Source organism: Bacteroidota bacterium (genome assembly GCA_016699695.1).
Classification (GTDB): domain Bacteria; phylum Bacteroidota; class Bacteroidia; order Bacteroidales; family UBA10428; genus UBA10428.
In genome coordinates, this window is record CP065006.1 from 966,671 (window position 1) to 990,959 (window position 24,289).

25 protein-coding genes are annotated in these 24,289 nt (G+C 41.8%); 12 read left to right on the forward strand and 13 right to left on the reverse strand.

The genetic code is table 11. The annotated features are described in order from the left end of the window. The first annotated feature begins 19 nt into the window (after positions 1-19). Both IPM71_04035 and IPM71_04040 read left to right on the forward strand, forming a co-directional pair. Complete coding sequence (locus IPM71_04035) at positions 20-535, forward strand: gamma carbonic anhydrase family protein (protein QQS51905.1); 516 nt, start codon at positions 20-22, stop codon at positions 533-535. 195 nt (positions 536-730) lie between these two features. Then, the gene (locus IPM71_04040) at positions 731-2,842 is read left to right on the forward strand and encodes a response regulator (GenBank protein QQS51906.1); all 2,112 of its coding nucleotides are present in this window, start codon (positions 731-733) and stop codon (positions 2,840-2,842) included. Positions 2,843-2,868: 26 nt separating this feature from the next. On the opposite strand, the gene IPM71_04045 is transcribed toward IPM71_04040, so the two are convergent. From IPM71_04045 to IPM71_04075, 7 genes are all read right to left on the reverse strand, one after another. Then, positions 2,869-3,564: a response regulator transcription factor gene (locus IPM71_04045; GenBank protein ID QQS51907.1), complete on the reverse strand. Its 696-nt coding sequence runs from the start codon at positions 3,562-3,564 to the stop codon at positions 2,869-2,871. A gap of 27 nt (positions 3,565-3,591) precedes the next feature. Then, on the reverse strand, positions 3,592-4,845 hold the full coding sequence (locus tag IPM71_04050; protein ID QQS51908.1) for a HAMP domain-containing histidine kinase: 1,254 nt from the start codon (positions 4,843-4,845) through the stop codon (positions 3,592-3,594). 169 nt (positions 4,846-5,014) lie between these two features. Next, positions 5,015-5,578, reverse strand: coding sequence for an aminoacyl-tRNA hydrolase (locus IPM71_04055; GenBank protein QQS52779.1), 564 nt, complete (start codon positions 5,576-5,578; stop codon positions 5,015-5,017). Between the two features lie 13 nt (positions 5,579-5,591). Beyond that, the gene (locus IPM71_04060) at positions 5,592-6,218 is read right to left on the reverse strand and encodes a 50S ribosomal protein L25/general stress protein Ctc (protein QQS51909.1); all 627 of its coding nucleotides are present in this window, start codon (positions 6,216-6,218) and stop codon (positions 5,592-5,594) included. Between the two features lie 108 nt (positions 6,219-6,326). Further along, positions 6,327-7,262, reverse strand: coding sequence for a ribose-phosphate pyrophosphokinase (locus tag IPM71_04065; GenBank protein QQS51910.1), 936 nt, complete (start codon positions 7,260-7,262; stop codon positions 6,327-6,329). 97 nt (positions 7,263-7,359) lie between these two features. Further along, entirely contained in the window at positions 7,360-7,971 is a 612-nt protein-coding gene (locus tag IPM71_04070; protein ID QQS51911.1) for a YihA family ribosome biogenesis GTP-binding protein, read from the reverse strand. Further along, positions 7,968-8,960 (reverse strand): class I mannose-6-phosphate isomerase, encoded by a 993-nt coding sequence (locus tag IPM71_04075; GenBank protein QQS51912.1) that lies wholly within the window; start codon positions 8,958-8,960, stop codon positions 7,968-7,970. The genes IPM71_04070 and IPM71_04075 overlap by 4 nt, the downstream gene beginning before the upstream one ends. Before the next feature lie 100 nt (positions 8,961-9,060). Here IPM71_04075 and IPM71_04080 point away from each other — a divergent pair, with 100 nt between their 5' ends. Further along, positions 9,061-9,813 (forward strand): 3'-5' exonuclease, encoded by a 753-nt coding sequence (locus IPM71_04080; protein QQS51913.1) that lies wholly within the window; start codon positions 9,061-9,063, stop codon positions 9,811-9,813. On the opposite strand, the gene IPM71_04085 is transcribed toward IPM71_04080, so the two are convergent. Both IPM71_04085 and IPM71_04090 read right to left on the reverse strand, forming a co-directional pair. Continuing rightward, complete coding sequence (locus tag IPM71_04085; GenBank protein ID QQS51914.1) at positions 9,782-10,579, reverse strand: alpha/beta fold hydrolase; 798 nt, start codon at positions 10,577-10,579, stop codon at positions 9,782-9,784. The two genes, IPM71_04080 and IPM71_04085, sit on opposite strands and share 32 nt — an antisense overlap. Beyond that, a complete protein-coding gene (locus IPM71_04090) occupies positions 10,579-11,292 on the reverse strand; it encodes a pyridoxine 5'-phosphate synthase (GenBank protein QQS51915.1) in 714 nt (237 codons plus the stop codon). Before IPM71_04090 ends, IPM71_04085 begins: the two co-directional genes overlap by 1 nt. A 59-nt stretch (positions 11,293-11,351) precedes the next feature. On the opposite strand from IPM71_04090, the gene IPM71_04095 reads away from it, so the two are divergent. The 9 genes from IPM71_04095 to IPM71_04135 all read left to right on the forward strand — a co-directional run bounded on the left by IPM71_04095 (position 11,352) and on the right by IPM71_04135 (position 20,105). After that, positions 11,352-12,017 carry a CBS domain-containing protein gene (locus IPM71_04095; GenBank protein QQS51916.1) on the forward strand — a complete coding sequence of 222 codons (666 nt, stop codon included), beginning with the start codon at positions 11,352-11,354 and terminating at the stop codon, positions 12,015-12,017. A 17-nt stretch (positions 12,018-12,034) separates the two neighbouring features. Further along, positions 12,035-12,925 (forward strand): NAD kinase, encoded by an 891-nt coding sequence (locus IPM71_04100; protein ID QQS51917.1) that lies wholly within the window; start codon positions 12,035-12,037, stop codon positions 12,923-12,925. A 35-nt stretch (positions 12,926-12,960) separates the two neighbouring features. Beyond that, positions 12,961-13,794 carry an outer membrane beta-barrel protein gene (locus IPM71_04105; protein ID QQS51918.1) on the forward strand — a complete coding sequence of 278 codons (834 nt, stop codon included), beginning with the start codon at positions 12,961-12,963 and terminating at the stop codon, positions 13,792-13,794. Positions 13,795-14,139: 345 nt separating this feature from the next. Next, positions 14,140-14,802 (forward strand): outer membrane beta-barrel protein, encoded by a 663-nt coding sequence (locus IPM71_04110; GenBank protein QQS51919.1) that lies wholly within the window; start codon positions 14,140-14,142, stop codon positions 14,800-14,802. A 10-nt stretch (positions 14,803-14,812) separates the two neighbouring features. Further along, on the forward strand, positions 14,813-15,574 hold the full coding sequence (locus tag IPM71_04115) for an isoprenyl transferase (GenBank protein ID QQS51920.1): 762 nt from the start codon (positions 14,813-14,815) through the stop codon (positions 15,572-15,574). Between the two features lie 8 nt (positions 15,575-15,582). Then, positions 15,583-18,102, forward strand: a complete 2,520-nt coding sequence (gene bamA / locus IPM71_04120) for an outer membrane protein assembly factor BamA (GenBank protein ID QQS51921.1) — start codon at positions 15,583-15,585, stop codon at positions 18,100-18,102. 71 nt (positions 18,103-18,173) lie between these two features. Further along, positions 18,174-18,686, forward strand: a complete 513-nt coding sequence (locus IPM71_04125; GenBank protein QQS51922.1) for an OmpH family outer membrane protein — start codon at positions 18,174-18,176, stop codon at positions 18,684-18,686. A gap of 41 nt (positions 18,687-18,727) precedes the next feature. Further along, positions 18,728-19,237, forward strand: a complete 510-nt coding sequence (locus tag IPM71_04130; protein ID QQS51923.1) for an OmpH family outer membrane protein — start codon at positions 18,728-18,730, stop codon at positions 19,235-19,237. 58 nt (positions 19,238-19,295) lie between these two features. Continuing rightward, positions 19,296-20,105, forward strand: coding sequence for a glutamate racemase (locus tag IPM71_04135; protein QQS52780.1), 810 nt, complete (start codon positions 19,296-19,298; stop codon positions 20,103-20,105). A 50-nt stretch (positions 20,106-20,155) separates the two neighbouring features. Here IPM71_04135 and IPM71_04140 read toward each other — a convergent pair whose 3' ends face one another. From IPM71_04140 to gdhA, 4 genes are all read right to left on the reverse strand, one after another. Next, a complete protein-coding gene (locus tag IPM71_04140) occupies positions 20,156-20,869 on the reverse strand; it encodes a hypothetical protein (protein ID QQS51924.1) in 714 nt (237 codons plus the stop codon). 62 nt (positions 20,870-20,931) lie between these two features. After that, positions 20,932-22,299, reverse strand: a complete 1,368-nt coding sequence (locus IPM71_04145) for a histidine--tRNA ligase (GenBank protein ID QQS51925.1) — start codon at positions 22,297-22,299, stop codon at positions 20,932-20,934. A gap of 113 nt (positions 22,300-22,412) precedes the next feature. Beyond that, positions 22,413-22,580: a hypothetical protein gene (locus IPM71_04150; protein QQS51926.1), complete on the reverse strand. Its 168-nt coding sequence runs from the start codon at positions 22,578-22,580 to the stop codon at positions 22,413-22,415. Positions 22,581-22,777: 197 nt separating this feature from the next. Continuing rightward, complete coding sequence (gene gdhA / locus IPM71_04155) at positions 22,778-24,115, reverse strand: NADP-specific glutamate dehydrogenase (GenBank protein ID QQS51927.1); 1,338 nt, start codon at positions 24,113-24,115, stop codon at positions 22,778-22,780. Between the last annotated feature and the right edge of the window lie 174 nt (positions 24,116-24,289).

Here is a 24,289-nt window from a genome sequence, read left to right on the forward strand (position 1 = left end):
TTTACCAAAAAGTAATGATATGGCAGTTATTCGTCCGGTGCGGGGTTTTACACCTCAATATGGAAAAGATTGTTTCTTTGCCGAAACAGCAGTGGTAGTAGGCGATGTAGTAATGGGAGATGGGTGCAGCATATGGTATGGTGCGGTATTGCGGGGCGATGTCAATTCCATACGAATGGGTAACAATGTAAATGTGCAGGATGGCGCCGTGTTGCATACCCTTTATCAGAAATCAACCATTGAGATTGGCGACAATGTAACCATAGCACATAATGCTGTGATTCATGGGGCTAAAATTCACCACAATGTATTAATCGGTATTGGCGCAGTAATTCTCGATTATGTCGAAATTGGAGAAAACTCCATTATAGCTGCTGGCGCTATCGTGTTGTCGGGCACAAAAATAGAACCCGGCAGCATTTATGGTGGCAACCCGGCAAAACGCCTTAAGGATGTCGATCCCCGGCAAGCCAGCGAAATGATCGAAGGCATAGCCCGGAACTATAAGATGTATGCGGACTGGTACAAAGAATAAAGTCTTAATTCCCCATCAATTTACTTATAAAGGTTCTGTTTTTTAGTTTAGGGCATTTTTTCGAAAATACAACGTTCGTCCAATCTGGCTGTGAATCAGAAAAATAAATGCATCTATTGGTAAAAATTGAAAATGCAGATTGTAGGCAAATAGAATTTTTATTTATCTTACACCCGCACATTTGAATTTTCTTCCATGTCAAGCGATGCCGGTTACGAAAATCTGAAACAGGAAAACACAGCCTTGCAGGCAAAGGTAGAGGCATTGCAGCACGAAATAGAGTTGCTACGCAAATCCTTTCTGCCGGGTGAGAATTTTTACAAAGACCGGTTTTATCGAATCAATGAGAATGTGAACGATGTGGTGTACCGGTTTCGATTCAAGGAAAGGCAATACGAGTACATTTCACCTCAAGTTCAGAAGCTATTTGGTTATACACCAGACGATTTCTATAAAAATCCCGCCATTATTCGTCACCTGATTCATCCCGATAGCATTAAAGATTATTTTTTTCACTGGCGTAATATCATTGTTGGCAGGATTCCGGAATATTTCGAAATGAAAATTATTCGGAAAAACGGCGAAGAACGTTGGGTATTGCAAAAAAACCTGGCCATTTATAACGAACGCAAAGAAATAATAGCCATTGAAGGAATCATAACTGACATCACCGAGCGGAAAATTACTGAGCAGGCTTTAATAGAAAGCGAGGCCCAAAAAAAGGCTATTCTCAACAACTTGCCTCATTTGGCCTGGATGAAGGATTTAAATGGAGTGTATGTGTCGGTGAATGAATCTTTTGCACGCAGGTACAAAAGATCTGTCGAAGAGATTATCGGTCGTACCGATTACGATCTTTATCCATACGACTTGGCACAACAATACCGCGATGGCGACCTTTATGTGGTAGTGAATAAAAATCAATTGCAGGTCGAGGAAAAAACAGACGACACATACTGGGAAACAATCAAGGCGCCAATTTTCGATAATTCTGGGGTAGTAATCGGCGTTACAGGTGTAGCACTGGATGTTACCGAGCACAAAAAGAAAGAAGAAACGGTGAAGGCTTTCAGCGAGAAACTCGCTGTTCAGAACGTAAAGTTAAAGCTTATCAACGACGAATTAAAACTGGCAAAGGACAAGGCCGAAGAAGCAGATCATCTGAAAACTGCATTTCTGGCTAACATGAGCCACGAAATCAGAACACCGATGAATGCTATTCTGGGATTTGCCAGTTTATTGCGCGACAGGAAAATCTCAGAATCCAAACAAGTTGAGTTTATCAACCTGATAAATTCCAATTGTAGACAATTGCTGCATATTATTTCTGACATCATCGATATTTCCAAAATTGAGTCTGACCAAATAAGCCTTTTCAACAAAAGTTTCCACGTTAACCGAACAATTCGCAGTCTGAAGCAGAATTTCGAAAATGCCATTAAGCAGCAAAATAAGGATATCGATTTTCAAGAGGTAATTGAATTGTCCGACGAGAATGATCTGATAATTAGCGATAAAGCCAGGCTGGAGCAAGTGCTTTCCAATTTGCTAAGTAATGCTATTAAATTTACGGAAAGCGGACAGGTACAGTTTGGTTATACCTGTAACTCGGAGAAGCAAGAGATAGTATTTTTTGTGAGTGATACCGGAATTGGAATATCGAACGAGGAGCAAAAGATTATTTTCGACCGATTCAGGCAGGTAAGCAGCTCGTACAATAAACTTTATGGCGGTACAGGTTTGGGACTTTCTATCTCAAAAGGCCTGGCAAAGCTTATGGGCGGGAGTATTCGGCTGCAATCAGAACTTAACAAGGGTTCTACCTTTTATTTTACATTGCCGCTTAAATCGGGCAACGTAGTGAAGCCGGAAAAAATAGCCTTCGATACTACCTACAACTGGGAGGGTTCTACTATTCTTATTGCTGAAGATGAGGTGGCGAATTATACTTTGTTAGAGAGCATCATTTTACCCACCAAGGCAAAAGTGTTGTGGGTGCGAAATGGAGTAGAAGCTGTGGATCAATGCCTGACGAATGCCAATATCGATCTGGTACTTATGGATATTAAAATGCCGGACATGAATGGTCTGGATGCCACCAAACAGATTCGTAAAAAGAATAATACCCTTCCTATTATTGCCCAAACTGCGTTTGCTATGCCTCAGGACGAGGAAAACTGCATCGCGGCAGGTTGCGACGATTACCTCTCAAAACCTGTGCAGATCGATGAAATTCTCAGCAAGCTAAATCATTATCTGCGTAATAAGAAAAGTATTACTCAGGTTCCACAAAAGGCATCTCACTAATTTTTCCGGGTTAAGCTGTTTGCATCTTATTCATCTACCTGAAGTTTAAAGCCTATATTGTGTACATTGCTTATGGTCACTCCCGGTTCTGCTTTGAGCAGTTTTCTGAGTTTAGTAATGTACACATCCATGCTGCGCCCCATGAAATAGTCATTCTCTCCCCAAATTTCGTTAAGGGCAACTTCGCGTTTGAGGGTTTTGTTTTTATAGTGGCATAACATACGCAACACATCTGCCTCCCGCTTAGTAAGTCGTTTTTTTCCAAGAACTGGCGAACTTAATTCGTATTCGTCGTAATTGAAGGTGAATGGGCCAATGGTGTAAATAGCCATTTCTTTGGGTTTATTTAAACCTGATTTTACCCGACGTAAAATGGCATCAACCCTTAATCGTAATTCTTCGGTACTAAAAGGTTTTGTAATGTAATCGTCAGCCCCCAGGTTGAAACCTTTAATACGGTCTTCTTTCATCGATCGGGCTGTGAGGAAAATGAGCGGAATATCTTTGTTGGATTTTCTTATCTTTTCTGCCACCGAAAACCCATCGACCTGCGGAAGCATCACGTCCAGAATAACCATATCGTAATTGTTCTCGGCAAAAAGTTCAAGACCCATGTGCCCATTGGTGGTGAGGGTAACCTCGTAATTTGCCATTTCCAGAAAATCTTTGGTAACTAAACCGAGATTCTCATCATCTTCTACCAGCAATATTTTATCTTTCATATTTCAGTTATTTACCGTAGATACTATTTATTGGGGTATGTAAATTTCCATCACCGATCCACTTCCGGGAGTGCTATGAACAGTCACCATACCCTGATGTGCCTCTACAATTGCTTTTACATAAAAAAGGCCGAGGCCAAAGCCTTTTACATTATGCACATTACCTTCAGGTACTCTATAAAACTTATCAAACACCTTGTTGATTGATTCTTTGGCTATGCCAATTCCCTTATCGGCCACTTTTATGAGCAGATAGCCTTCAGAATTTTGGGTAGAAATGGTAATTTCCGGGGCATCAACAGAATATTTGATAGCATTGTCCAGGAGGTTGTTAATCACATTTCGCATGTGCAAAGTATCTGCCAATACAATAGGCCGATCAGCCATAAGCTGATAATCGATCTTGACATCTTGTTTATTAGCCTCAAGGCAAAAGCTGTTCACAGTTTTACAAATAATAGTGTGCATGTTAACCTCCTCTATGTCGAGGTTTGGCTGAGTTTTATCGAGGGTGGCAATGTTAAGCACTTTATCCACCAACTTTCGCATACGTTGATTCTCATCAAAAATTATTTTGCTGTATTTTTTCAGACGCTTATCCAGATTAGTTTCTTCTAACTGCATGAGCACTTCAGAGGCAACAGAAATGGTCGATATGGGTGTCTTTAGCTCATGCGTCATGTTGTTGACAAAGTCGTTTTTTATTTCCGCAATTTTCTTTTGTCTAAAAACCGTAAAGAGTATTAAAATCAGCGCACCTATTGTGGCCAGTGTAAAAACGACTGAAAGCAACATCCAAATAATCAAGCTGCTAAGTATACTTTTGTCTTTATTCGGAAAAAACACTGAAAGATGAATGTATTCTTTCTTCCATATACACGATAAGCATACCATGTAGGACTCATTTTCGTGCCAATCTTCGAACCCTTCCGAACGATGTATAATTTCTGTAGATTCCGTTATTACCAGGGCATAATGAAACACCGTATCGAGGGTGTGATAGATGGCGTATTTTTGTATCAGATTTTTTAGTAAAAGGGTGTCAACAACATCGTAAAAATGAAGGTTTCCAGTCTGGTTGTGAATAGCAATTACCGAAGAAGTATCGGCATAGGTTTGAAGCTCGTTGACTACATCTTCGAGCATTTGATTAGCCCTGTGGTTGAATTGTTTTTGGGCTGCATCGTGAGTCTTCTTGAGCCAGGTTGCCTGTGTAATCAGAATTCCTAGAAGTGATATTCCGGCTGCGATACTAATTGTATGGAGTGCTTTGTTGGTCATTTTTTTACAATCTATGTCAGTAACAATCTTTATGGTACGATTGTTTTGTGTCACGGACAAGTTGAAAAAAGAGAGGACTACAATCGGGATGATTTTTTAAAAAAAAGTGGAGGATGGCGGTTTCAAATTTCCTTGACAATAAGTAATTTGATAAAAAAGAGGGTAGGTTCTATTTTTTGTTAAGCTTAGTCATGGTCAATTCCAGACCCTGTGTGCCAAAGCTTTTTATAATCTCAATGCAGTGATCTATAAGAAAAGGGAGTTCTTTGTTTTCTTCACCCGACCACTTTCCAAGTACATAATCGATCTGCTGGCCTTTGGAAAAATCGCTTCCGATACCAAATCTTAGTCTTGGATAATCAGTTGTTTCGAGTGTTTGTTGAATATGGCTTAACCCATTGTGGCCGCCATGGTTGCCTTTTGGTCTGATGCGAATACTGCCAAAAGGTAGGGCCAGGTCATCAACAATCACTAGTAAGTTTTCGAGTGGTATATTGGATTGCCTTAACCAGTAGTTTATGGCCAGACCACTGCGGTTCATATAAGTGGTGGGCTTGATAAGGATAAAGGTTCGCCCTTTGAACTTATATTCGGCATAAGAAGCGTATCGCTTCTCTATAAAAGAAATATTGGATGCACTCGCTAGTGCATCCAATACATTAAATCCTATGTTGTGCCGGGTATTTTGGTACTCTGCACCAATGTTTCCCAGGCCTGCAATCAGGAATTTCAAAGGATCTTCTGGTTTATGCCTCGGCTTTAGCAGGTTCAGCAGCTTCATTTTCTGCAGTTTCTTCAGCTCCCTCAGCAGCTGTAGTGCCTTTGGCAGCAACCCTCGAAGTTACGATACCAACTACCATCGATTGTCCTGGCTCGAGAATTTCAAGCTTATCGAATTTGAGGTTGCTCACTTTAATAACTTCACCAATTTTTAATTCGGTAATATCAATAACGAGCTCTTCGGGTAAATTGTTGATTAAACCTTGTACTTTCAGGTAGCGTTTTTTCAGACGTAGTTTTCCACCTGCCAGAATACCTTTTGAGCTTCCGGTAAGTCTTATAGGCAATGAAACCACTGCCGGACGGTCTGCGAATACCTGAATAAAGTCGATATGTAAAACCTTATCTGTAACAGGGTGAAACTGAAGTTCGTGCATTACAGCCTTATACTTTTTACCATCTAAGTCAAGTTCGATTAGAAATACTTCGCTGCTGTAGATTAACTTTTTTACTTCGGCTTCGTCGGCAGTAAAATGGATGGTTTCTTCTCCACCATACATTACACAGGGAATCAGTCCCTGGCTGCGAAGCGTTTTTGTACTGGCTTTACCTAGATCGGTTCTTTTTTTTGAAATAATTGTAAATGTCTTCATTTTAAAACAATTTAAATTGTGCTACTTGGAATTGAATTCCCCATCACACTATTGTTTAGAACAATTCCCTGCGTGAAAAGGGCTGCAAATATAATGATTAATAAATGTTTAAAAAATAAAATTTGAACTTATCGATTTGTACTTGTAAACCTTGTTAATGACATCGGCAAAAAGGTCTGCCACCGAAATCACTTTTACTTTGTCGGAGTGTCCACGAAGTGGAATGGTATCGGAAACCACTACTTCTTTGATAACCGATTTATCGATGCGTTCATAGGCGGGGCCAGATAATACAGGGTGGGTAGCCATCACACGCACACTGGCTGCACCTTCGTTCATCATCATGTCGGCCGCAAGGCATACTGTTCCGGCTGTGTCAATCATATCGTCAACTATTACAATATTCCGGCCAGCCACATCGCCAATAATACGCATTTCGCCAATGACATTGGCTTTTTTGCGCGATTTGTAGCAAATAACCATGTCGCTGTTCAGAAAGCGGGCATAAGCATTGGCCCTTTTCGAGCCACCCATATCAGGTGCTGCAATTACAAGGTCTTGCTCAAGGCTTTTCAAATAGGGCACAAACAAAGAGGAGGCATAAAGGTGATCTACCGGCACATTAAAGAATCCTTGTATTTGGTCGGCATGCAAGTCCATAGTCATAATGCGGTCTACGCCGGCACTGGTAAGGAGGTCGGCAGCTAATTTGGCCCCAATCGAACAGCGAGGGCGGTCTTTTCTATCCTGACGTGCCAATCCAAGATAAGGCATTACAGCTACTACTTTGTAAGCGGAGGCCCTTTTGGCGGCATCAATCATCAATAGTAATTCCATCAGGTTGTCCTGAGGTGGAAAAGTTGATTGCACAATAAACACAATACACCCCCTTACCGACTCATCATAAGCAGGTTGAAACTCACCGTCGCTGAATTCCAGCACTGAACTTTTTCCAAGTTCTGATCCGAAACTATTGGCGATTTTTTCTGCCAGGTATGCTGAGGAACGACCGGCAAAGAACTTAATAGGGGCTTTGTTTTTCATTTCGCGAAGTGAATTTACGACAAGCTTTTTTGGCGCAGCAAAAGTAAAAAATATCTTATCAAAATCTAAAGTTAAGATTAAAAATACAGCATAATATTTATGCCCCGCTCGTAAAGTGGGTTTGATTGGCTTGTCCGATAAAATCAAGAATTTCTGAAAGGCCGGTTCCCTTTTCGGCTGAGGTAACAAAAATCCGAGGTAATTCCTCCCAGTTTTCTGTTAACTGCGCTTTGTATTCAGTCAAGGCTATTTCAAGCTGGTTGGCTGATAATTTATCTGATTTGGTAAACACCAATACAAATGGAACTCCTGTTTCAGCAAGCCATGTAATGAACTCCGTATCGGGCTTTAAGGGCGGGTGCCTGCTATCGATCAGCAAAAAGAGGCACATCAGGCTGGCACGTTCGAGCAGGTAATGGCGAATGAGCTTGTCGAATGCTTCGCGGTCTTTTTTCGATACCTGTGCATAACCATAGCCAGGTAAATCGACCAGGTACCAGGTGTTGTCGACATTGTAATGGTTGATAAGTCTTGTTTTTCCTGGTTTTGCTGAGGTAAGGGCAAGATTTTTTCGTCCGGTAAGCGCATTGATTAATGAGGACTTACCAACGTTTGACCGGCCCACAAAAGCATACTCGGGTTTACCGTCTTCGGGGCATTGTTCGGTTTTCGAACTGCTTTTCAGGAACTCAACACTGTTTATTTTCATTCTCCAGGATTTCCGATATAAACCTCCAGCAACTCGGCTGCCGGAGAAGCATAAATATAATAGTGGCCAATTTCGGCTGGCACCATCACGGTCTCGCCTTTTTCTATTGGGGTGCGTACTTTGTTATCGGTTACAATTTCGGCCTTGCCCGACACACAAAGGTAAATAACAAAAGAGTCTATTTCGTGCATGTCGCGCTCAAGGGCATCGTTCAGTTGAAGCAGATTAGTTTGGAAATAGGTGCAATCAACAAGTTCTGTGGCAGTGTTTGACTTCTTTTTATAAGGTGTTTTGTATTCCTTCGAAAACGAAAAATCGATGGCATCCAATGCCTGAGCAGTATGGAGTTCGCGTGCAATGCCTTTTTCGTCGCGCCGATCGAAATCGTAAATACGATAGGTGATATCGGAGGTCTGCTGTATCTCGGCTACCAGACAGCCCTTGCCTATTGCATGAATACGTCCGGCGGGTATAAAATACACATCGCCCAGCTGCACACTGTCACGATTCATAATATCGAGTACCTGGTTGTTTTGAAGCTTATCGAGGTAGATGGTTTTATCGACCGCCTGGTTAAATCCTACCAGCATACGTGCATCGCTGTCGGCCTGAACCACATACCACATCTCTGTTTTTCCAAACGATTGATGCCTTTCGGCTGCCAGGGCATCGTTGGGATGCACTTGAATCGATAAATCGTCACTGGCATCGATGTATTTAATCAGTAATGGAAACTGGTTGCCGAATTCCTCAAAAACCCTCTGGCCTACCAGGTCGCCCATATACACATCAATTAGTTCATCGAGGCTGTTGCCGGCCAGAAAACCGTTAGCTACCTCCGATATATCGCCTTCCACACCAGAAATTTCCCAGCTTTCGCCCGATTTTTCAGTAGCCTCCTTTTTATGCAATAAGTTTTTTAATTTTGATCCTCCCCATATCTTGTCTTTAATAATGGGGCGAAACCTTAATGGGTATAATTCATTCATTTGTATTTTTTCAAGGTTTTACTGAGAAAGTTCATGTTATCGTTTTCTGTAAATTTGCTCAAAAATAGCTAAAATAGACCAAACCAAACCCTTTAATTTCATGTACCAATCCATTCCGCTTAAGCAAATTCTTTTCATTGACATCGAAACTGTACCACTTTACGAAAATTATTCCGAAGCACCTGCCCGCTACAAGGAATTCTGGGAGAAGAAATCGAATCAATTCCGTGGAGACGAATCGCCGGAAACGGTCTATGCCCGTGCCGGTATATTTGCCGAGTTTGGGAAAATTGTGTGTATCTCAGTCGGCATTGTTACCGGCGAAACTCAAAATCCAGGATTCAAACTAAAGTCTTTTGCCGGCGATAATGAGGTAGATATTCTCAGTTCATTTATCGATTTACTCCTGCGCCTGGAAAAAAAACATCCGGTGTATCTGTGTGCGCACAATGGCAAGGAGTTCGATTACCCCTATCTTTCCAGGCGCCTGCTTATCAACGCCCTGCCTTTGCCCGAAACACTCAACAATGGCGGTAAAAAACCATGGGAAATAAAACATCTCGACACCTTGGAATTGTGGAAATTTGGCGATTATAAGCATTACACCTCGCTCGACCTGCTTACCTATGTATTTAATATCGATAGTCCCAAGGCCGAAATTGATGGAAGTCAGGTAGCGCGCGTATTTTATATCGAAAAAGATATTGAAAAAATAAAAAGGTATTGCGAAAACGATGTAATAGCCCTGATGCAGATTATGATGCGATACCAGGGCAGGCCTTTAATAGCTCCGGAGTTTATTCAGCGAAGCAATATCGAGGTCATTGAAGGAAATTCAGCACATCCTGAATAAATCTTTCCGGCTCCTCGGAATGAAGCCAATGCCCGCAATTTTCATAAGTAATTATTTGCGAACGGGGAAATACATCGCGTATGCTTTCTACATCTTCCTGCGAAATATAATCCGATTTACCTCCCCGAAGAAACAGGGTTGGAACATAGCTCTGCGCCCCCATTTTCACTGGTGGTGCTGCATCGATAATGCTTTCAAGAGCATCGGCTAGGGTTTTTACATTGTGTCTCCAGAAAAACGAATGGTTTTTACCACGCGCGAGGTTTTTAAGGAGAAATCGGCGTATGGAGGTGTCGGTAATTTTTTCAGCAAAATAGGCTTCAATCTCATCGCGTCGTGTTGCTTTGTCGATGGGGGCAGTGAGGTAGCGCTCCAGTACCATTTGATGAAAGGAAACATTCTTTTGGAAGGCTTCGAGTCCAAGATAAGAATAGGGAGAGATATCGACACAAATTAGTTTTTTTACCAACAAGCCATGTTGCAGGGTAAAAGTAATGGCAGTTTTGCCACCCATGGAATGACCAATCAGTACAAAATTTTCGAACTTCAGTTTGTCCGTAAATTCTTTCAGGTCGGCCGACATGGCATCGTAGTTGTGCAAGGGAGTGTGCGCTGAGTTACCATGGTTGCGCTGATCGACCAGGTAAACAGTAAATTGCTGCGATAGCGCCTGGGCAATGTTCATCCAGTTGTCGCCCATGCCATAAAGCCCGTGCAGTATCACAAGGGGTGGCCCCTGGCCAATGGATTTATAAGAAAGCTCCATTATTTCAGCTGCTGCAAATAGAGTTGAATAGTTTTTTCGAGCCCGTAGTACAAAGCATCGGAAATGAGCGCATGCCCGATCGAAACCTCAAGTAGACCAGAAATCTGCTCGCGAAAATATTTCAGGTTAATCAGACTCAGATCATGGCCTGCATTTAAGCCCAGGCCAAATTCGCGGGCTATTTGGGCTGCATTGATAAAGGGTGCCACTGCCCATTCCTTGTTCTTATCGAAATGCGATACATAAGGTTCGGTATAAAGTTCAACCCTTTGGGTGCCTGTTAGAGCAGCTCCTTCTATCATTTCAGGTTCGGTGCCAATAAAAATAGAAGTACGTATCTGGTTGCGCTGAAATTCTTCAATAACTTCCCGAAGAAACTCTTTGTTTTTTATCGTATCCCATCCCTGGTTAGACGTAAGTGCTTCAGGCGGATCGGGTACAAGTGTAACTTGCGTGGGTTTTACCTTTGTGACCATTTCAATAAAATCGCGCGAGGGGTAACCTTCTATATTGAATTCGGTAAGGACCACTTTTTTTAAATCCAACACATCTTGCCTGGTAATATGCCGGCCATCTGGCCTGGGGTGCACTGTGATTCCCTGAGCACCAAATTTTTCGCAATTGATAGCTGCTTCTACTACATTGGGTATGTTACCCCCTCTGGCATTCCGGATTGTGGCAATTTTGTTTATATTTACACTTAATCGGGTCATAGGAATAGATTGTGAAGAATTTGTAAAAGTACTAGTATTTTTTTTGATAACTTCGGTACATGCTGGCAAAAGATTTAATATCCGATATTGTTCCCGCCCTTAAAACCTCCGACAGTGGACAGAAAGCATTGTATTGGATGGATATTTTCCGTATTTCGCATTTGCCCATAGTCAACAACCAGGATTTTTTAGGGCTCATTTCTGACAAAGATATTTACGACCATAACATGGCCGAGGAGCCAATTGGCAATCACAGTCTTTCCTTATTCAGTCCCTTTGTGTTGGCGGGTCAGCATATTTACGAAGTAATGGAACTGGCCTCGGAATTGCAATTGACAGTGATTCCAGTGCTCGATGAGCAGAATAAATTTCTGGGGTTAATTACCCTTACCGATCTGCTGCATTATTTTGCCGATGTTTCAGCACTTAAACAGCCTGGAGGCATTATTGTGCTGGAGTTGAATGCGAACGATTACTCACTTTCGCAAATAGCTCAGATTGTAGAAGGTAACGATGCAAAGATACTTAGCTGTTACATTACAAGTTCCATTCAATCGACCCGTATGGAAGTAACATTAAAAATTAACCGAAAAGAAATAGGGGCCATTCTGCAAACATTTTTCCGCTATAATTACGAAGTAAAAGCTTCCTTTACAGACGAGAACGATTTGAATAGTCTTTATGAGAGCCGTTACAACCTTTTTATGAAATACCTGAGTATTTAACATTTTTTTTCAGACTCATGAAGATTGCCCTATTTGGAAAACAATACGAACCCTCCTTTCATCAGACTATTTGCGAATTGCTCCAAAGATTGCAGCACAACGGAGTTGAAATTTCAGTTTACGAACCCTTTTATCAATTTATCTTACAGCACGACAAGGGTTTGAATATACCTTGCTCTTTATTTTCCAGGCCTGAAGAGTCTCCGAATGAAGTTGATTTTTTTATCAGTATTGGAGGCGATGGTACTTTTCTTGAAAGTATGCTCTACCTGAAAAGTTCTACCATTCCGGTAATCGGGCTTAATTCCGGCCGGTTGGGTTTTCTTGCCAACATTAGTAAAGACGAGATTAGCAAAGCCCTCGATTGTATTTTAAATGGCGAATATAAAATAGAATACCGAAGTTTACTGAGGGTTGAATCGGAAATGGAATTATTTGGCGGCTATAATTTTGCCCTCAACGAGGTCACCATCCAGAAAAACGACTCCTCGCTTATTTCTATCGATGCATGGCTCGACGATGAGTTTTTAAACACCTACTGGACCGACGGCCTTATTGTTGCAACACCTACCGGATCAACAGCTTATTCATTAAGTGTGGGCGGTCCTGTTGTAGTGCCAGGTTCAGATAACTTCATTATTGCACCCATTGCCTCGCACAACCTTACAGTGAGGCCTATAGTGTTTCACGACAGCACACTTATAAGGCTGAATGTAAAAACCCGGGGAAATTCGTTTCTGGTTACGGTGGACAATCGTATACAAAAAATGACCTCAGACCAGGCAAGCATAATAGTGCGTAAATCGAAATTCGAATTGCAAATGTTACGTTTGCCCTTTAATAATTACTATTCAACCCTGCGTAACAAGCTGATGTGGGGAGCCGACAAGCGCAATTATGCAGGTTAATGCAGCTATATTTGGGTATTTTTTTGAAAATCAATGTGTATAAACTATTTTTAACCATTCAAACTGCCGTTGAAATTATGCGCATGCATTTTAAAAACCTATTGGCGATTTTATTTTTAGGCTTGTTATTGGCTACTCAAAATGCCGATGCACAGCGTTGGAAGCTTATGCGCTATCATGTAGGTGCAGGTTTTGGCCCCACACAAGTTTTTGGAGATATAGGAGGAGCTGCTGACGAAAACAACTGGTATGGTTTAAAAGACCTTAGTATAGACGAAACCAGTTTAGCCTATCATATCAATGCGGGATTTAAAATCGATAATCGTTTCGCAGTCAAATCGAACCTGACCTATGCCAGCGGCAAAGGCTCTGATGCAGGAACACCCAACGAACGTGGGCGGAGCTATAAGGTGAATTTTATTGAATTCAGTGGCCAGGCCGAATATTATTTTCTTTCCGAAGATCCTCGCTTGCGCAGTGCAGCGGTGTTCGACAAAAAGGGGATGATAAATAACTTTTCTACTATCAGCGCTTATGGTTTTGCAGGTTTGGGTCTTACTTATTCCATGGCCAGCCACGAAAAAGGAACATACATGCCCGATGCCGACAGCTACAAAGAAACAAACCTCGCACCTGTAATACCCTTTGGTGTTGGCGTAAAGTATGTAATCGACAAGCGTTGGTTTATCGGAGCCGAGTTTGGATACCGCTGGGCGATGAACGATTATATCGAAGGCTATAGCCAGTTAAAAGGCTCCAAACACAACGATATGTATTATTTCTTGTTATTGACTGCCAACTACCGCATAAAAACAAGCCGCAGGGGTATACCTACCATACTGGACCGAAAAGTAAGATATAGTTTGTAACGAAATATTGGAGATACTTCCAGCTTGGTTTTTCAATTTTCTTCCGCTCCCAAAAACTTCTTAGAGCTATTTATTTATAGGTGATCCGATGGATTCCTCATCTCAATCTTTCCTAAATACTATCCTTTAATCTTAAGAAAGCAAGAAGAATATGTATCAGGGGCACTTAACTTTTTTTATGATAAACAATGAAAATTATTGATCCTGAACGCTAAAAAGCCGGATAAAATCGTTTATAATTGCGCTAACTCTTGGCTTGGATGAAATAATTAAACTTTCGGCTTAAAAAAACGAAAAAACAAGAAAAATGCATTCATCCAATACCCAGGAATCAAACCATCTTGAATGAAAAGATATTTGTTTACCATTGTTTTTATTGTCTTGACAGCCAGTGCTTTTTCTCAAAGGAAGTCGGATATAGGTATTTATGGAGGAGCTACATTTTACCTTGGCGAAGTGAATCCGGAAAAGATTTTTTATAACCCCGGTTATACCTTTGGCGCGCTTTATAGGTACAATTTCAACCCAAGATATTCTCTTCGTATTAAAGCAGCCTATGCACACATGAGTGGCAGCGACAACGATTTTGATAAAGTTGTTGTAGGACGCAACCCTACGACCTTTTCAACCGGATTGATTAACCTGGCCTCTCAGGTAGAATTTAATTTTATCCCCTACCTCACTGGCGATAAGAATTACGACTGGACCCCTTATGTATTCGGGGGTGCCGGCTATTCGGTAATTTTATCCAGTTCAGCTACTACCAATGTTTCGGCGAACAGCCACTTGGTGATACCCTTTGGTGCAGGAGCCAAAATAAACTTTACTTCCAGACTGAGTGGTGGGGTGGAATGGACTTTCAACAAAACCTTTACAGACCGTATCGATGGCGTAATTCCACCCACCGGAACTTCAACTTTAAGTAAAAACGACTGGTATAATTTCGCGGGGCTTTTTATTACCTATAAGTTTTTTAAATTTGCAGCCGATTGTCCGGTATACGATTAGTGATGCAATTATGATAAATAAAGAAGAGCTTGAGAAGGAGAAATTGCCGGGCCATATAGCCATTATTATGGATGGCAATGGTAGGTGGGCACGCAAAAAAGGAAATCCACGGGTTTTTGGCCACAAAAATGGAGTAGCTGCTGTACGCGATACGGTAGAGGCTTGTGCCGAATTAGGTATCCAATACCTGACTTTATATGCCTTTTCAACAGAAAACTGGAACCGTCCCCGAACAGAAGTCGATGCACTCATGACCTTGTTGCTGACTACAATTAATAAAGAAACCAAGACCTTGCTTGAAAATAATGTTCAGTTGTTGGCCATTGGAGATTTAAGTGCGCTGCCTGCACGGGTATCCCGTCAACTGGAAGAGGCTATCGAAAAAACCAGGAACAACACTGGCTTAAGGCTCGTATTGGCGCTCAGTTACAGTGCACGTTGGGAAATTGTGGATGCAGTGAAGAAAATAGTCGAGAAAGCCAACAAGGGACTAATAAAAGCAAGCGATGTGACCAACGATTTATTTGCCAGACATCTTACAACCTCAGAAATCCCCGACCCCGAGCTGCTTATCCGCACAAGCGGCGAAACACGCATCAGTAACTTTTTATTGTGGCAACTTGCTTATTGCGAATTGTATTTCACTGAAACCCTCTGGCCCGATTTCAGAAGAGAGCATCTTTATAAAGCCATTGCCGATTTTCAATGCCGCGAGCGTCGTTTTGGAAAGACCAGCGAACAAATTATTCAGGGTGTTAATGCAAACAGTTAAGAATTAGAATGCTACGATTTATTTATCTCCTCTCATTGTGTTTTTTTGGTATAGCTATTTTTGCTCAGGAAGAACCTGGCGCAAATCTGAAGATTTTTGATTATAGCAGACCAACAGAGTATGTTATTGCCGAAATAAAGGTTACCGGTGTACAGTACCTCAATCCCAACCACCTTATTGGTATCTCCGGCTTACAGCGCGGACAAAAGATTACCATTCCAGGCACAGAAATTCAGGATGCCATTAACAAATACTGGCGACATGGACTTTTTTCCGATGTGCAGGTATATATCACCAAAATTGAAGGTGAAAATGCCTTTATAGAAATTAAACTTGTGGAACAACCCAGGCTTAATAACCTTAAAATTACAGGTTTAAACAAATCAGAAACCGACGACATCAAGGAAAAGATTAACCTTAACCGGGGTGTACAGTTAACCGACAATGTAATTAATAATGCGGTGACCATTATTAAGAAGCATTTTGTTAAGAAAGGTTATTTTAATATCGAGGTGAAACCCCGCCAGGTACCTGATACTACAGGCGATAACCGGGTAAACCTATGGCTCGAAATCGAAAAGAAATCGAAGGTTAAAATTGATGAAATTATTTTCGAAGGCAACGACATTTTTACTACAGAAAAGCTTCGAAAGGCATTTAAAAAGACCAAACAAAAAAGTGCCAATGTATTTAAAAGCACCAAATACAGCGAAGAAGATTATAAGGCAGATAAAATTTTGCTAATAGATTTTTATAACGAATCGGGTTACCGCGATGCAAAAATTGTGAAGGAAGAACTAATAACCCTCAGCGATAAGCGTATTGCTCTAAAAATTACAATTTACGAGGGAAGCCAGTATTATATCCGTTCCATTCGTTGGATTGGCAATACCATTTATCCGTCCGAACTACTTTCGCAGGCCTTGGGCGTGAAGGAAAAACAGGTTTATGACAAAAAACTCATTAACGACAGGCTTTCGGTAGATGAAGATGCTGTATCGAATCTTTACCTCGACAATGGCTATTTGTTTTTCACTGTCACTCCTTATGAGGTTAGAATCGACAACGATTCGGTCGACCTCGAATTCAGAATTAGAGAAGGTGAACCTGCCAACATCAATAAAATTATCATTAAAGGCAACACCAAAACCAACGAGCATGTAATACGGCGCGAATTGTACACACGCCCGGGAGAACTTTTTAGTAAAACCGACCTGATACGCTCTTATCGTGAGATTGCCAACCTGGGACATTTTAACCCCGAAAACATTGGACTTAATCCACTGCCCAATCCGGCAGATGGTACCGTGGATATTGAATACAACCTTGAAGAACGTGCCAACGACCAGCTCGAATTGTCCGGAGGCTGGGGCGGGGGCTACGGCTTTGTAGGTTCCATAGGTGTAAGGTTTACCAACATGGCGCTTGACCGCGCTCTGAACTTCGACGAATGGCGTCCGGTACCTACCGGAAACGGACAAACGCTATCGTTAAGGGCACAATCTAACCTCTATTACCATGGATTCAACATCTCTTTTATCGAACCCTGGCTCGGAGGACGCAAACCGAATTCTCTGAGTATCTCTTTTAACTACACAATTCAAAAAACCCAAGGCTCGTCGGTGAACCAGGTAGCTGCAGGAAGTTTTAAAACCCTGGGCGGGTCGGTGGGTTTTGGAAAAAGGTTAAAATGGCCCGACGACTATTTTAGCGTTTATACCGAATTTGCATACAATCTCTACAGATTAAAAAACTACCCCTATTTTGCCCTTGGCGATGGAGATTATAATATGCTCACCATAAAAGGAGTGCTTTCGCGCAGTTCGCAAGACCAGATGATTTATCCCCGCCAGGGATCGTCCTTCAGCTTAGGTTTGGAAATGACTCCACCTTACTCTGCCTTTAATGGGGTAGATTATGCAAACGATTCTACAATAAGCTCTTATGAGCGTTATCGTAATGTGGAATTTCATAAATGGACATTCAATGCCGCCTGGTACACTTCCATTGTGGGTAACCTGGTGTTGGCTTTAAAAGCCGAATTTGGTGCACTAGGATTTTATAACGAAGATCTTGGTTATCCTATTTTTGAGAAGTTTGATATGGGGGGTAGCGGTTTGTCGGGATACAACCTATATGGTACCGATGTGGTACCTTTAAGGGGCTATGAAGATAACTCACTTACGCCCAGAAAGTACGATGAAAACTCAAGAACGTATATTGACAACGGAAATATATACAGTCGCTTTTATGCCGAGTTGAGGTATCCGATTACACTCAATCCTTCTGCCACCCTTTACGGACATGTATTTATCGAAGGTGGAAATATCTGGCAACAGTGGGATGAAGTAAATCCATATTCAGTGAAGCGGGCTGCCGGATTGGGTATAAGGGCGTTTTTACCCATGTTCGGCTTACTAGGGTTTGATTGGGCTTTTGGTTTCGACCCAATATTCGATTCCAGTAACGGAAACGTGCTTTATGAGCCAAGCGGCCAATTCCATTTTATCATCGGCCAGCAACTTTAGTTTTGGAATAGTATTTGTTAAATTGTGACTCGATACAAAATTCCCATCAGTACAAACGAAAAATTGCAAATATGAAACGCACATTATTTTTACTGCTCGCACTAACAATAGGCATTACCCTCGAAGCACAAAAATTTGCTTTTGTCGATACCGAGTACATCTTAAACAATATACCCAATTACAAGGCAGCCCAGGATGAGCTTGACAAACAAGCCGCCGAATGGCAAACCGAGGTAGAAGCCAGGTACCAGGAAATTGATAAATTGTACCGCGAATACCAGGCCGAAAAAGTATTGCTGACTCAGGAGATGCGCAAGAAACGCGAAGAAGAGATTATCAATTCGGAGCGCGAAGTAAAAAAATTACAAAACGACTACTTTGGTGAAGAAGGCCTTTTGTTTAAAAAGCGTCAGGAAAAGATAAAACCTATACAAGATGAGGTTTTTAATGCACTGAAAGAAATATCGAATGAAAGTGGCTATGCCATAATTTTCGATTCGGCTGGTGGACCTACAGTATTGTATACCAATCCCCGCTTCGATATCAGCGACGAAGTGCTGATACGACTAGGTTATAAGAATTAATTTTATACATTTGCCCTCAATCAAATTATTAATAAATCGGAATGAAAACAACAACGAAAATTATTGCCGTCCTTTCCTGTCTTTTATTGGCTCACTCTGTGAGTGCACAGAAACTTGCACACATTAACAGCCAGGAGTTATTGGTTTCTATGCCAGAGACTGATAGTGCACAAAAGCAATTGGAAAAGATTGCCATGGAACATGATCTTGCGCTTGAAGAAATGTCGGTAGAGTTCAACAAAAAGATGGAAGACTATAATGCCAAATACAACGAAATGAGTGATTTGGTAAAGGCCAGCAAGGAAGCCGAACTTCAGGATTTACAAAAACGCGTGCAGGCTTTTCAGCAAACCGCCGAGCAGGATCTGCAAAATCAACGGATGAAGCTTTTTCAACCTATACAGGAGAAAGCTGTTAAAGCAGTGAACGATGTATCGAAAGAAAAAGGTTTCACCTATGTGTTCGATACTGCCACCGGAGTGGTTGTATACATGGGCGACGATGCAGTGGATATTCTGCCCCTCGTGAAAGCAAAGCTTGGCATTAATTAATATTTAAGATATTGCGCCATTTAAACGAGTTGTTTAGATGGCGCTTTTTTTATTTCAAATGAGCGACAAACGTCCTATTGGTATATTCGATTCGGGAGTTGGAGGTTTAACAGTGGCCAATGCCATACGGCATGCCTTGCCCAACGAGAACCTTATTTATTATGGCGATACTTCGCACTTGCCCTATGGCGACAAATCACCCGAAACCATTAGCCATTATTCGAAAGGCATTACCCGTTTTCTGCTCGAACAAGATTGCAAAGTCATTGTAATTGCCTGCAACACGGCTTCTGCCAACGCTTACAAGGTGGTATGCCAAACGGCCGGCGAGAATATTCCGGTGCTGAATGTGATTGATCCAATAATTCGTGAGGTCACTCAAAACTCCGGATACAAACATATTGGGGTAATAGGCACAAAAAGCACCATCAACAGCCGCACTTATGAAAAAAAGATTTCGGATTTAAGCAAAACCGTGCTGGTATCGTCAATGGCTACACCCTTGTTTGTTCCCATGATTGAGGAAGGATTTATTTTTGACGACATTAGCAATGCCATTATCCGCAATTACCTGTCGCGGCATGAAATAGCCGGAATCGATTCACTGATACTGGGTTGCACCCACTACCCCATTATTCGCAACCAGATTAATAAGTTTTACAATTTTGGAATCGATATCATCGACTCTTCGCGCATTGTGGCCCAAAGCCTTCATCAGCTGCTTCGGGAAAATAATCTATTGAACTTAGAAACAATTCCGGCACAAAGGAAGTTCTATGTTTCCGATGTAACCAAATCTTTCCGGATTATTTCCAAAATGTTTTTCGAAGAAGACGTCGACCTTGAACTCAACAACATCTGGGACTAACAGACCATTCTACTGCAACCGAAATTAATTCAGTCAAAGAGCAAAATGTTTTAAACCGATAGGGATTTTACCAATCGTTTGTCGATAAAATTCCAATTCAGATTATTCCAAACCGCTTGAAGATAAAGTTCTTTTGTAGAATAATCTGCCTGCCAGTTATGCTCCCAGCAATCGATAGCAATTAGCGGAAATCCTTGTTTATTGAGCGGAAGAGATGTGAGAAATGGATTGTCATTTTCCCTAGTAGTAACTACCTTAAGCTTACCCTCGCTCTGCACCAGCCAAAGCCATCCATCAGCATGCATTGAACTGAAAGTCTCTAAAAAAATTTTAAACAGAATCTCTTTGCTGCCAAACTGAGACTCTATCTGCGAATTAATTTTCAGATGGCCTGAGATGTTTTTATGCCTGCTCAATTGCTTAAAAAAAAGCTTGTGGTTGTAGTAGGCGCTTGCTTTTTCAACAAGTTTCTGGTTGTATTGCGAAGGAGAAATGAATAGCTGCCGTAGTGAGGTGGGGGCAAAACTTACCGACTTCAACAATCCCTGGGTTTGTTGAAAAGACTCCTGATAGTGCTGTTTATAGTGCAACAAAAAAGATACTTCGGAGAATAAATGCAAAAACGATTCACTACTGAAAGGCACAAACTGAATTTTGCTGCTGGATGCAACAGCCTGACTTAATCCATTCGATTTTAATTGAAGAGCGGCTCCAACACCAATCAAACCCAACACTCCCTTCTTGATAAAATCGCGCTTGTTCATGAAACCTTAAAGTGTAACCAGATTAGTAGGCAAACTTAACTAAAAAAAATTGTATAACGAAATCAACTTTCGGCCACTAGCTTATTAACAATTTCATTCAGTGATAGTTCAAATTGTTCGCCAAGAGCCATATTTTTCAAGGTCAGCCGGCCCGATTCTATCTCCTTTTGTCCGGCCAGCAGAACCCAGGGTATTTGTTTGTCATTTGCATACGACAGCTGCTTCTTTAGTTTGGCACTTTCGGGGTATAATTCGGCGCTGATATTCGATTCGCGTAAGAGCTTTAGTACTTTCAGGCAATAATTCTGTTCTGCTTCGCCAAAATTCACCAGCATTATCCGAGTGCCGGCTGCTGTTTCAGCCGGAAAACCATTGAGCTGGTTCATGACATCGTAAATGCGGTCGGCACCAAAACTAATGCCCACGCCCGAAATATCTTTTAGTCCGAAAATGCCGGTAAGGTCGTCGTAACGACCTCCACCGCAGATGCTTCCAATGGCAACGTCGTTGGCCTTTACTTCGAAAATAGCCCCGGTATAATAATTGAGCCCACGTGCAAGGGTAAGGTCGAGCTCTATAGGTGTTTTTACAGGTGCGTGACTCAAAAACGAAAATAGGGTATTGACTTCTTCAATGCCCTGCAGGCCAGTTTCGGAACCGGATAAAATGGTGTGAAGCTGAGCGAGTTTTTCCTGGTTGCTTCCTTTGAGCAACAGCACCGGTCTTAATTTTCTGATTACATCGCCGGAAAGGCCTTTGCTTTCGAGTTCGGCATTCACGGCTTCCAGTCCAATTTTATCGATTTTGTCGATGGCCACGGTAATGTCGGTAAGCAGGTGATTGGCCTGAAGATATTCGGCAATACCGGCTAAAATCTTGCGGTTATTTACTTTTATAGTAGTGGAAATTCCCAGGCGGTTAAATACCGTATCGATAATCGATATAAGTTCCACCTCGTTTAAAAGCGAGTCGCTCCCGATTACATCGGCATCGCATTGGTAAAATTCGCGGTAACGCCCTTTCTGGGGCCTGTCGGCACGCCATACGGGTTGAATCTGGTAACGTTTAAACGGAAAGGTAATCTCGTTTTGGTGTTGCACCACAAAACGCGCAAAAGGTACGGTAAGGTCGTAGCGCAAACCTTTTTCGCACAATTTCAGGGCAAGTGCATTGAGTTCTTTTTTTTCGAAATCCACATCAGTGGTCGATTTCAGGTAATCGCCCGAATTGAGAATTTTAAAGAGCAATTTATCACCTTCTTCGCCGTATTTGCCCAGCAGGGTGTCGAGGTTTTCCATGGCCGGAGTTTCAATGGGCAGGTAACCATAAAGCTGGAAAACCGATTTGATGGAATCGAATATATAGTTGCGCTTCACCATTTCTGATGGGCCAAAGTCGCGGGTTCCTTTCGGAATGGAAGGTTTCTGCATTTTATTGTTCTCTACAAATATTCGTTTGCAAAGGTATCAAATCATGTGTTTTTACATATTTTTTATTCAATTTCTTGTAAAAGATTAATACCATTGGTTTTTCCTGCATTCCGTTAGAAGTTGTCGATTATTAAAACCAAAAACAATCTGGCCTGGGCAAACATTTCTATGATACTATTGACAAGCATTTCAGCATCCTGAAAAAAACCTACCGCTCTTTTGCTTTCCGGTATGGCGATATACACTGTATGCCCATGAAAAAATTCCAATATTTGTTTCACTACAGGGTGTTGGAAAGTCAACAAGCCGTGAGCATTAAGACGGTTTTCTGCACATCAGACGACCCCGATAAATGGCAGCATAGGGTTGAATAAACCACCTTTACCTTAAAATATACTCTCTCATCCTCTACTGAACAAAAGAAAAACGGAGCCCCTAGAAGGAAGCTCCGTTCTTTTTATAAGAGTATTTAGGGTAATTACACTATTCCCTGGTCGATCATGGAGTTGGCCACTTTCAAAAATCCGGCAATATTGGCTCCACGCACATAATCCACATATCCATCAGGTCTTTTTCCATAATGCATCGAAGTTTGGTGTATGGCTTTCATAATGCTGTTAAGCCTGCTGTCTACCTCTTCTTTGCCCCAGTTGAGTTTCATGGCATTTTGAGTCATCTCAAGGCCTGAAGTAGCTACACCACCCGCATTGGATGCCTTGCCGGGTGCATAAAGCATTTTGTTGCCTTGTATTATTTCTATGGCTTCGGGGGTACAAGGCATATTGGCACCTTCGCACACACACTTACAACCATTTTTTACCAGGTTCTGGGCATCGGTTTTATCCAGCTCATTCTGGGTGGCACAGGGCATGGCTATATCGCATTTAACTTCCCAGGGGTGTTTGTTCGGAATAAACTGTGACCCTTTAAACTCAGTGGCATAGGGCTCTACAATGTCTTCGTTGCTGGCACGCAATTCGAGCATATACTCTATCTTTTCGCCCGAAATACCTGCTTCGTCGTAAATATATCCATCGGGTCCGGAAATGGTCACTACTTTTGCTCCGAGTTGATTCAGCTTAATGGCAGCACCCCAGGCAACGTTTCCAAAACCAGAAATTGCAACCTTTTTACCTTCGAGGCTTTCTTTTCGTGTATTTAACATTTCCTGGGCAAAATACACAGCACCAAAGCCGGTAGCCTCCGGACGTATCAAGCTACCGCCCCAGTTAATTCCTTTTCCGGTAAGCACACCCACATGATTGTGCGTAAGCTTTTTATACATGCCATACAAAAATCCGATTTCGCGTGCTCCAACACCTATATCACCTGCAGGCACGTCGGTATCCGGACCAATGATACGCCACAATTCTAGCATATAACTCTGGCAAAAGCGCATGATTTCATTGTTCGATTTCCCTTTTGGTTGAAAATCTGAACCTCCCTTTGCTCCACCCATAGGCAAGGTAGTAAGGGCATTTTTAAATATTTGCTCGAATCCAAGAAACTTAAGAATGCTCAGGTTCACACTCGGGTGAAACCTCAACCCACCCTTGTAGGGCCCAATGGCATTGTTAAACTGAATACGGTACCCACGGTTAACATGTACGTTTCCCTGATCGTCCATCCAGGGTACTTTAAAACTGAGAACCCGGTCGGGTTCAATTAAGCGCTCGATAATATTGGCTGTTTTAAAATGCGGATTTTGATTGTACACATCCACAATCGATTCCAGCACTTCGTGCACTGCCTGTAAGTATTCTTTCTCGCCTGGGTTACGTTGTTCAAGCGATTGCATTATTTTATTTACGTCCATAGTAAAAGTTTTTTTTGGTACGTGAGATATAAAGATTGAAAATACAATTTAATTCGATGTCTTAAGAATGATAACAGTCAGCCTTTGGCTGAACGACTTATGATTCTTTTCATCATTTACCGCCAGAAACTTGAAATAACTGAAGTCTTTCTAAACAAACTTTTATTTGATTCA

Excerpts from the sequence above, each read along its gene's own strand:
- IPM71_04035 (QQS51905.1), top strand. The coding sequence starts at position 20 with ATGGCAGTTATTCGTCCGGTGCGGGGTTTTACACCTCAATATGGAAAA.
- IPM71_04040 (QQS51906.1), top strand. The coding sequence starts at position 731 with ATGTCAAGCGATGCCGGTTACGAAAATCTGAAACAGGAAAACACAGCC.
- IPM71_04045 (QQS51907.1), bottom strand. The coding sequence starts at position 3,564 with ATGAAAGATAAAATATTGCTGGTAGAAGATGATGAGAATCTCGGTTTA.
- IPM71_04050 (QQS51908.1), bottom strand. The coding sequence starts at position 4,845 with ATGACCAACAAAGCACTCCATACAATTAGTATCGCAGCCGGAATATCA.
- IPM71_04060 (QQS51909.1), bottom strand. The coding sequence starts at position 6,218 with ATGAAGACATTTACAATTATTTCAAAAAAAAGAACCGATCTAGGTAAA.
- IPM71_04065 (QQS51910.1), bottom strand. The coding sequence starts at position 7,262 with ATGAAAAACAAAGCCCCTATTAAGTTCTTTGCCGGTCGTTCCTCAGCA.
- IPM71_04070 (QQS51911.1), bottom strand. The coding sequence starts at position 7,971 with ATGAAAATAAACAGTGTTGAGTTCCTGAAAAGCAGTTCGAAAACCGAA.
- IPM71_04075 (QQS51912.1), bottom strand. The coding sequence starts at position 8,960 with ATGAATGAATTATACCCATTAAGGTTTCGCCCCATTATTAAAGACAAG.
- IPM71_04080 (QQS51913.1), top strand. The coding sequence starts at position 9,061 with ATGTACCAATCCATTCCGCTTAAGCAAATTCTTTTCATTGACATCGAA.
- IPM71_04085 (QQS51914.1), bottom strand. The coding sequence starts at position 10,579 with ATGGAGCTTTCTTATAAATCCATTGGCCAGGGGCCACCCCTTGTGATA.
- IPM71_04090 (QQS51915.1), bottom strand. The coding sequence starts at position 11,292 with ATGACCCGATTAAGTGTAAATATAAACAAAATTGCCACAATCCGGAAT.
- IPM71_04095 (QQS51916.1), top strand. The coding sequence starts at position 11,352 with ATGCTGGCAAAAGATTTAATATCCGATATTGTTCCCGCCCTTAAAACC.
- IPM71_04100 (QQS51917.1), top strand. The coding sequence starts at position 12,035 with ATGAAGATTGCCCTATTTGGAAAACAATACGAACCCTCCTTTCATCAG.
- IPM71_04110 (QQS51919.1), top strand. The coding sequence starts at position 14,140 with ATGAAAAGATATTTGTTTACCATTGTTTTTATTGTCTTGACAGCCAGT.
- IPM71_04115 (QQS51920.1), top strand. The coding sequence starts at position 14,813 with ATGATAAATAAAGAAGAGCTTGAGAAGGAGAAATTGCCGGGCCATATA.
- bamA (QQS51921.1), top strand. The coding sequence starts at position 15,583 with ATGCTACGATTTATTTATCTCCTCTCATTGTGTTTTTTTGGTATAGCT.
- IPM71_04125 (QQS51922.1), top strand. The coding sequence starts at position 18,174 with ATGAAACGCACATTATTTTTACTGCTCGCACTAACAATAGGCATTACC.
- IPM71_04130 (QQS51923.1), top strand. The coding sequence starts at position 18,728 with ATGAAAACAACAACGAAAATTATTGCCGTCCTTTCCTGTCTTTTATTG.
- IPM71_04135 (QQS52780.1), top strand. The coding sequence starts at position 19,296 with ATGAGCGACAAACGTCCTATTGGTATATTCGATTCGGGAGTTGGAGGT.
- IPM71_04140 (QQS51924.1), bottom strand. The coding sequence starts at position 20,869 with ATGAACAAGCGCGATTTTATCAAGAAGGGAGTGTTGGGTTTGATTGGT.
- IPM71_04145 (QQS51925.1), bottom strand. The coding sequence starts at position 22,299 with ATGCAGAAACCTTCCATTCCGAAAGGAACCCGCGACTTTGGCCCATCA.
- gdhA (QQS51927.1), bottom strand. The coding sequence starts at position 24,115 with ATGGACGTAAATAAAATAATGCAATCGCTTGAACAACGTAACCCAGGC.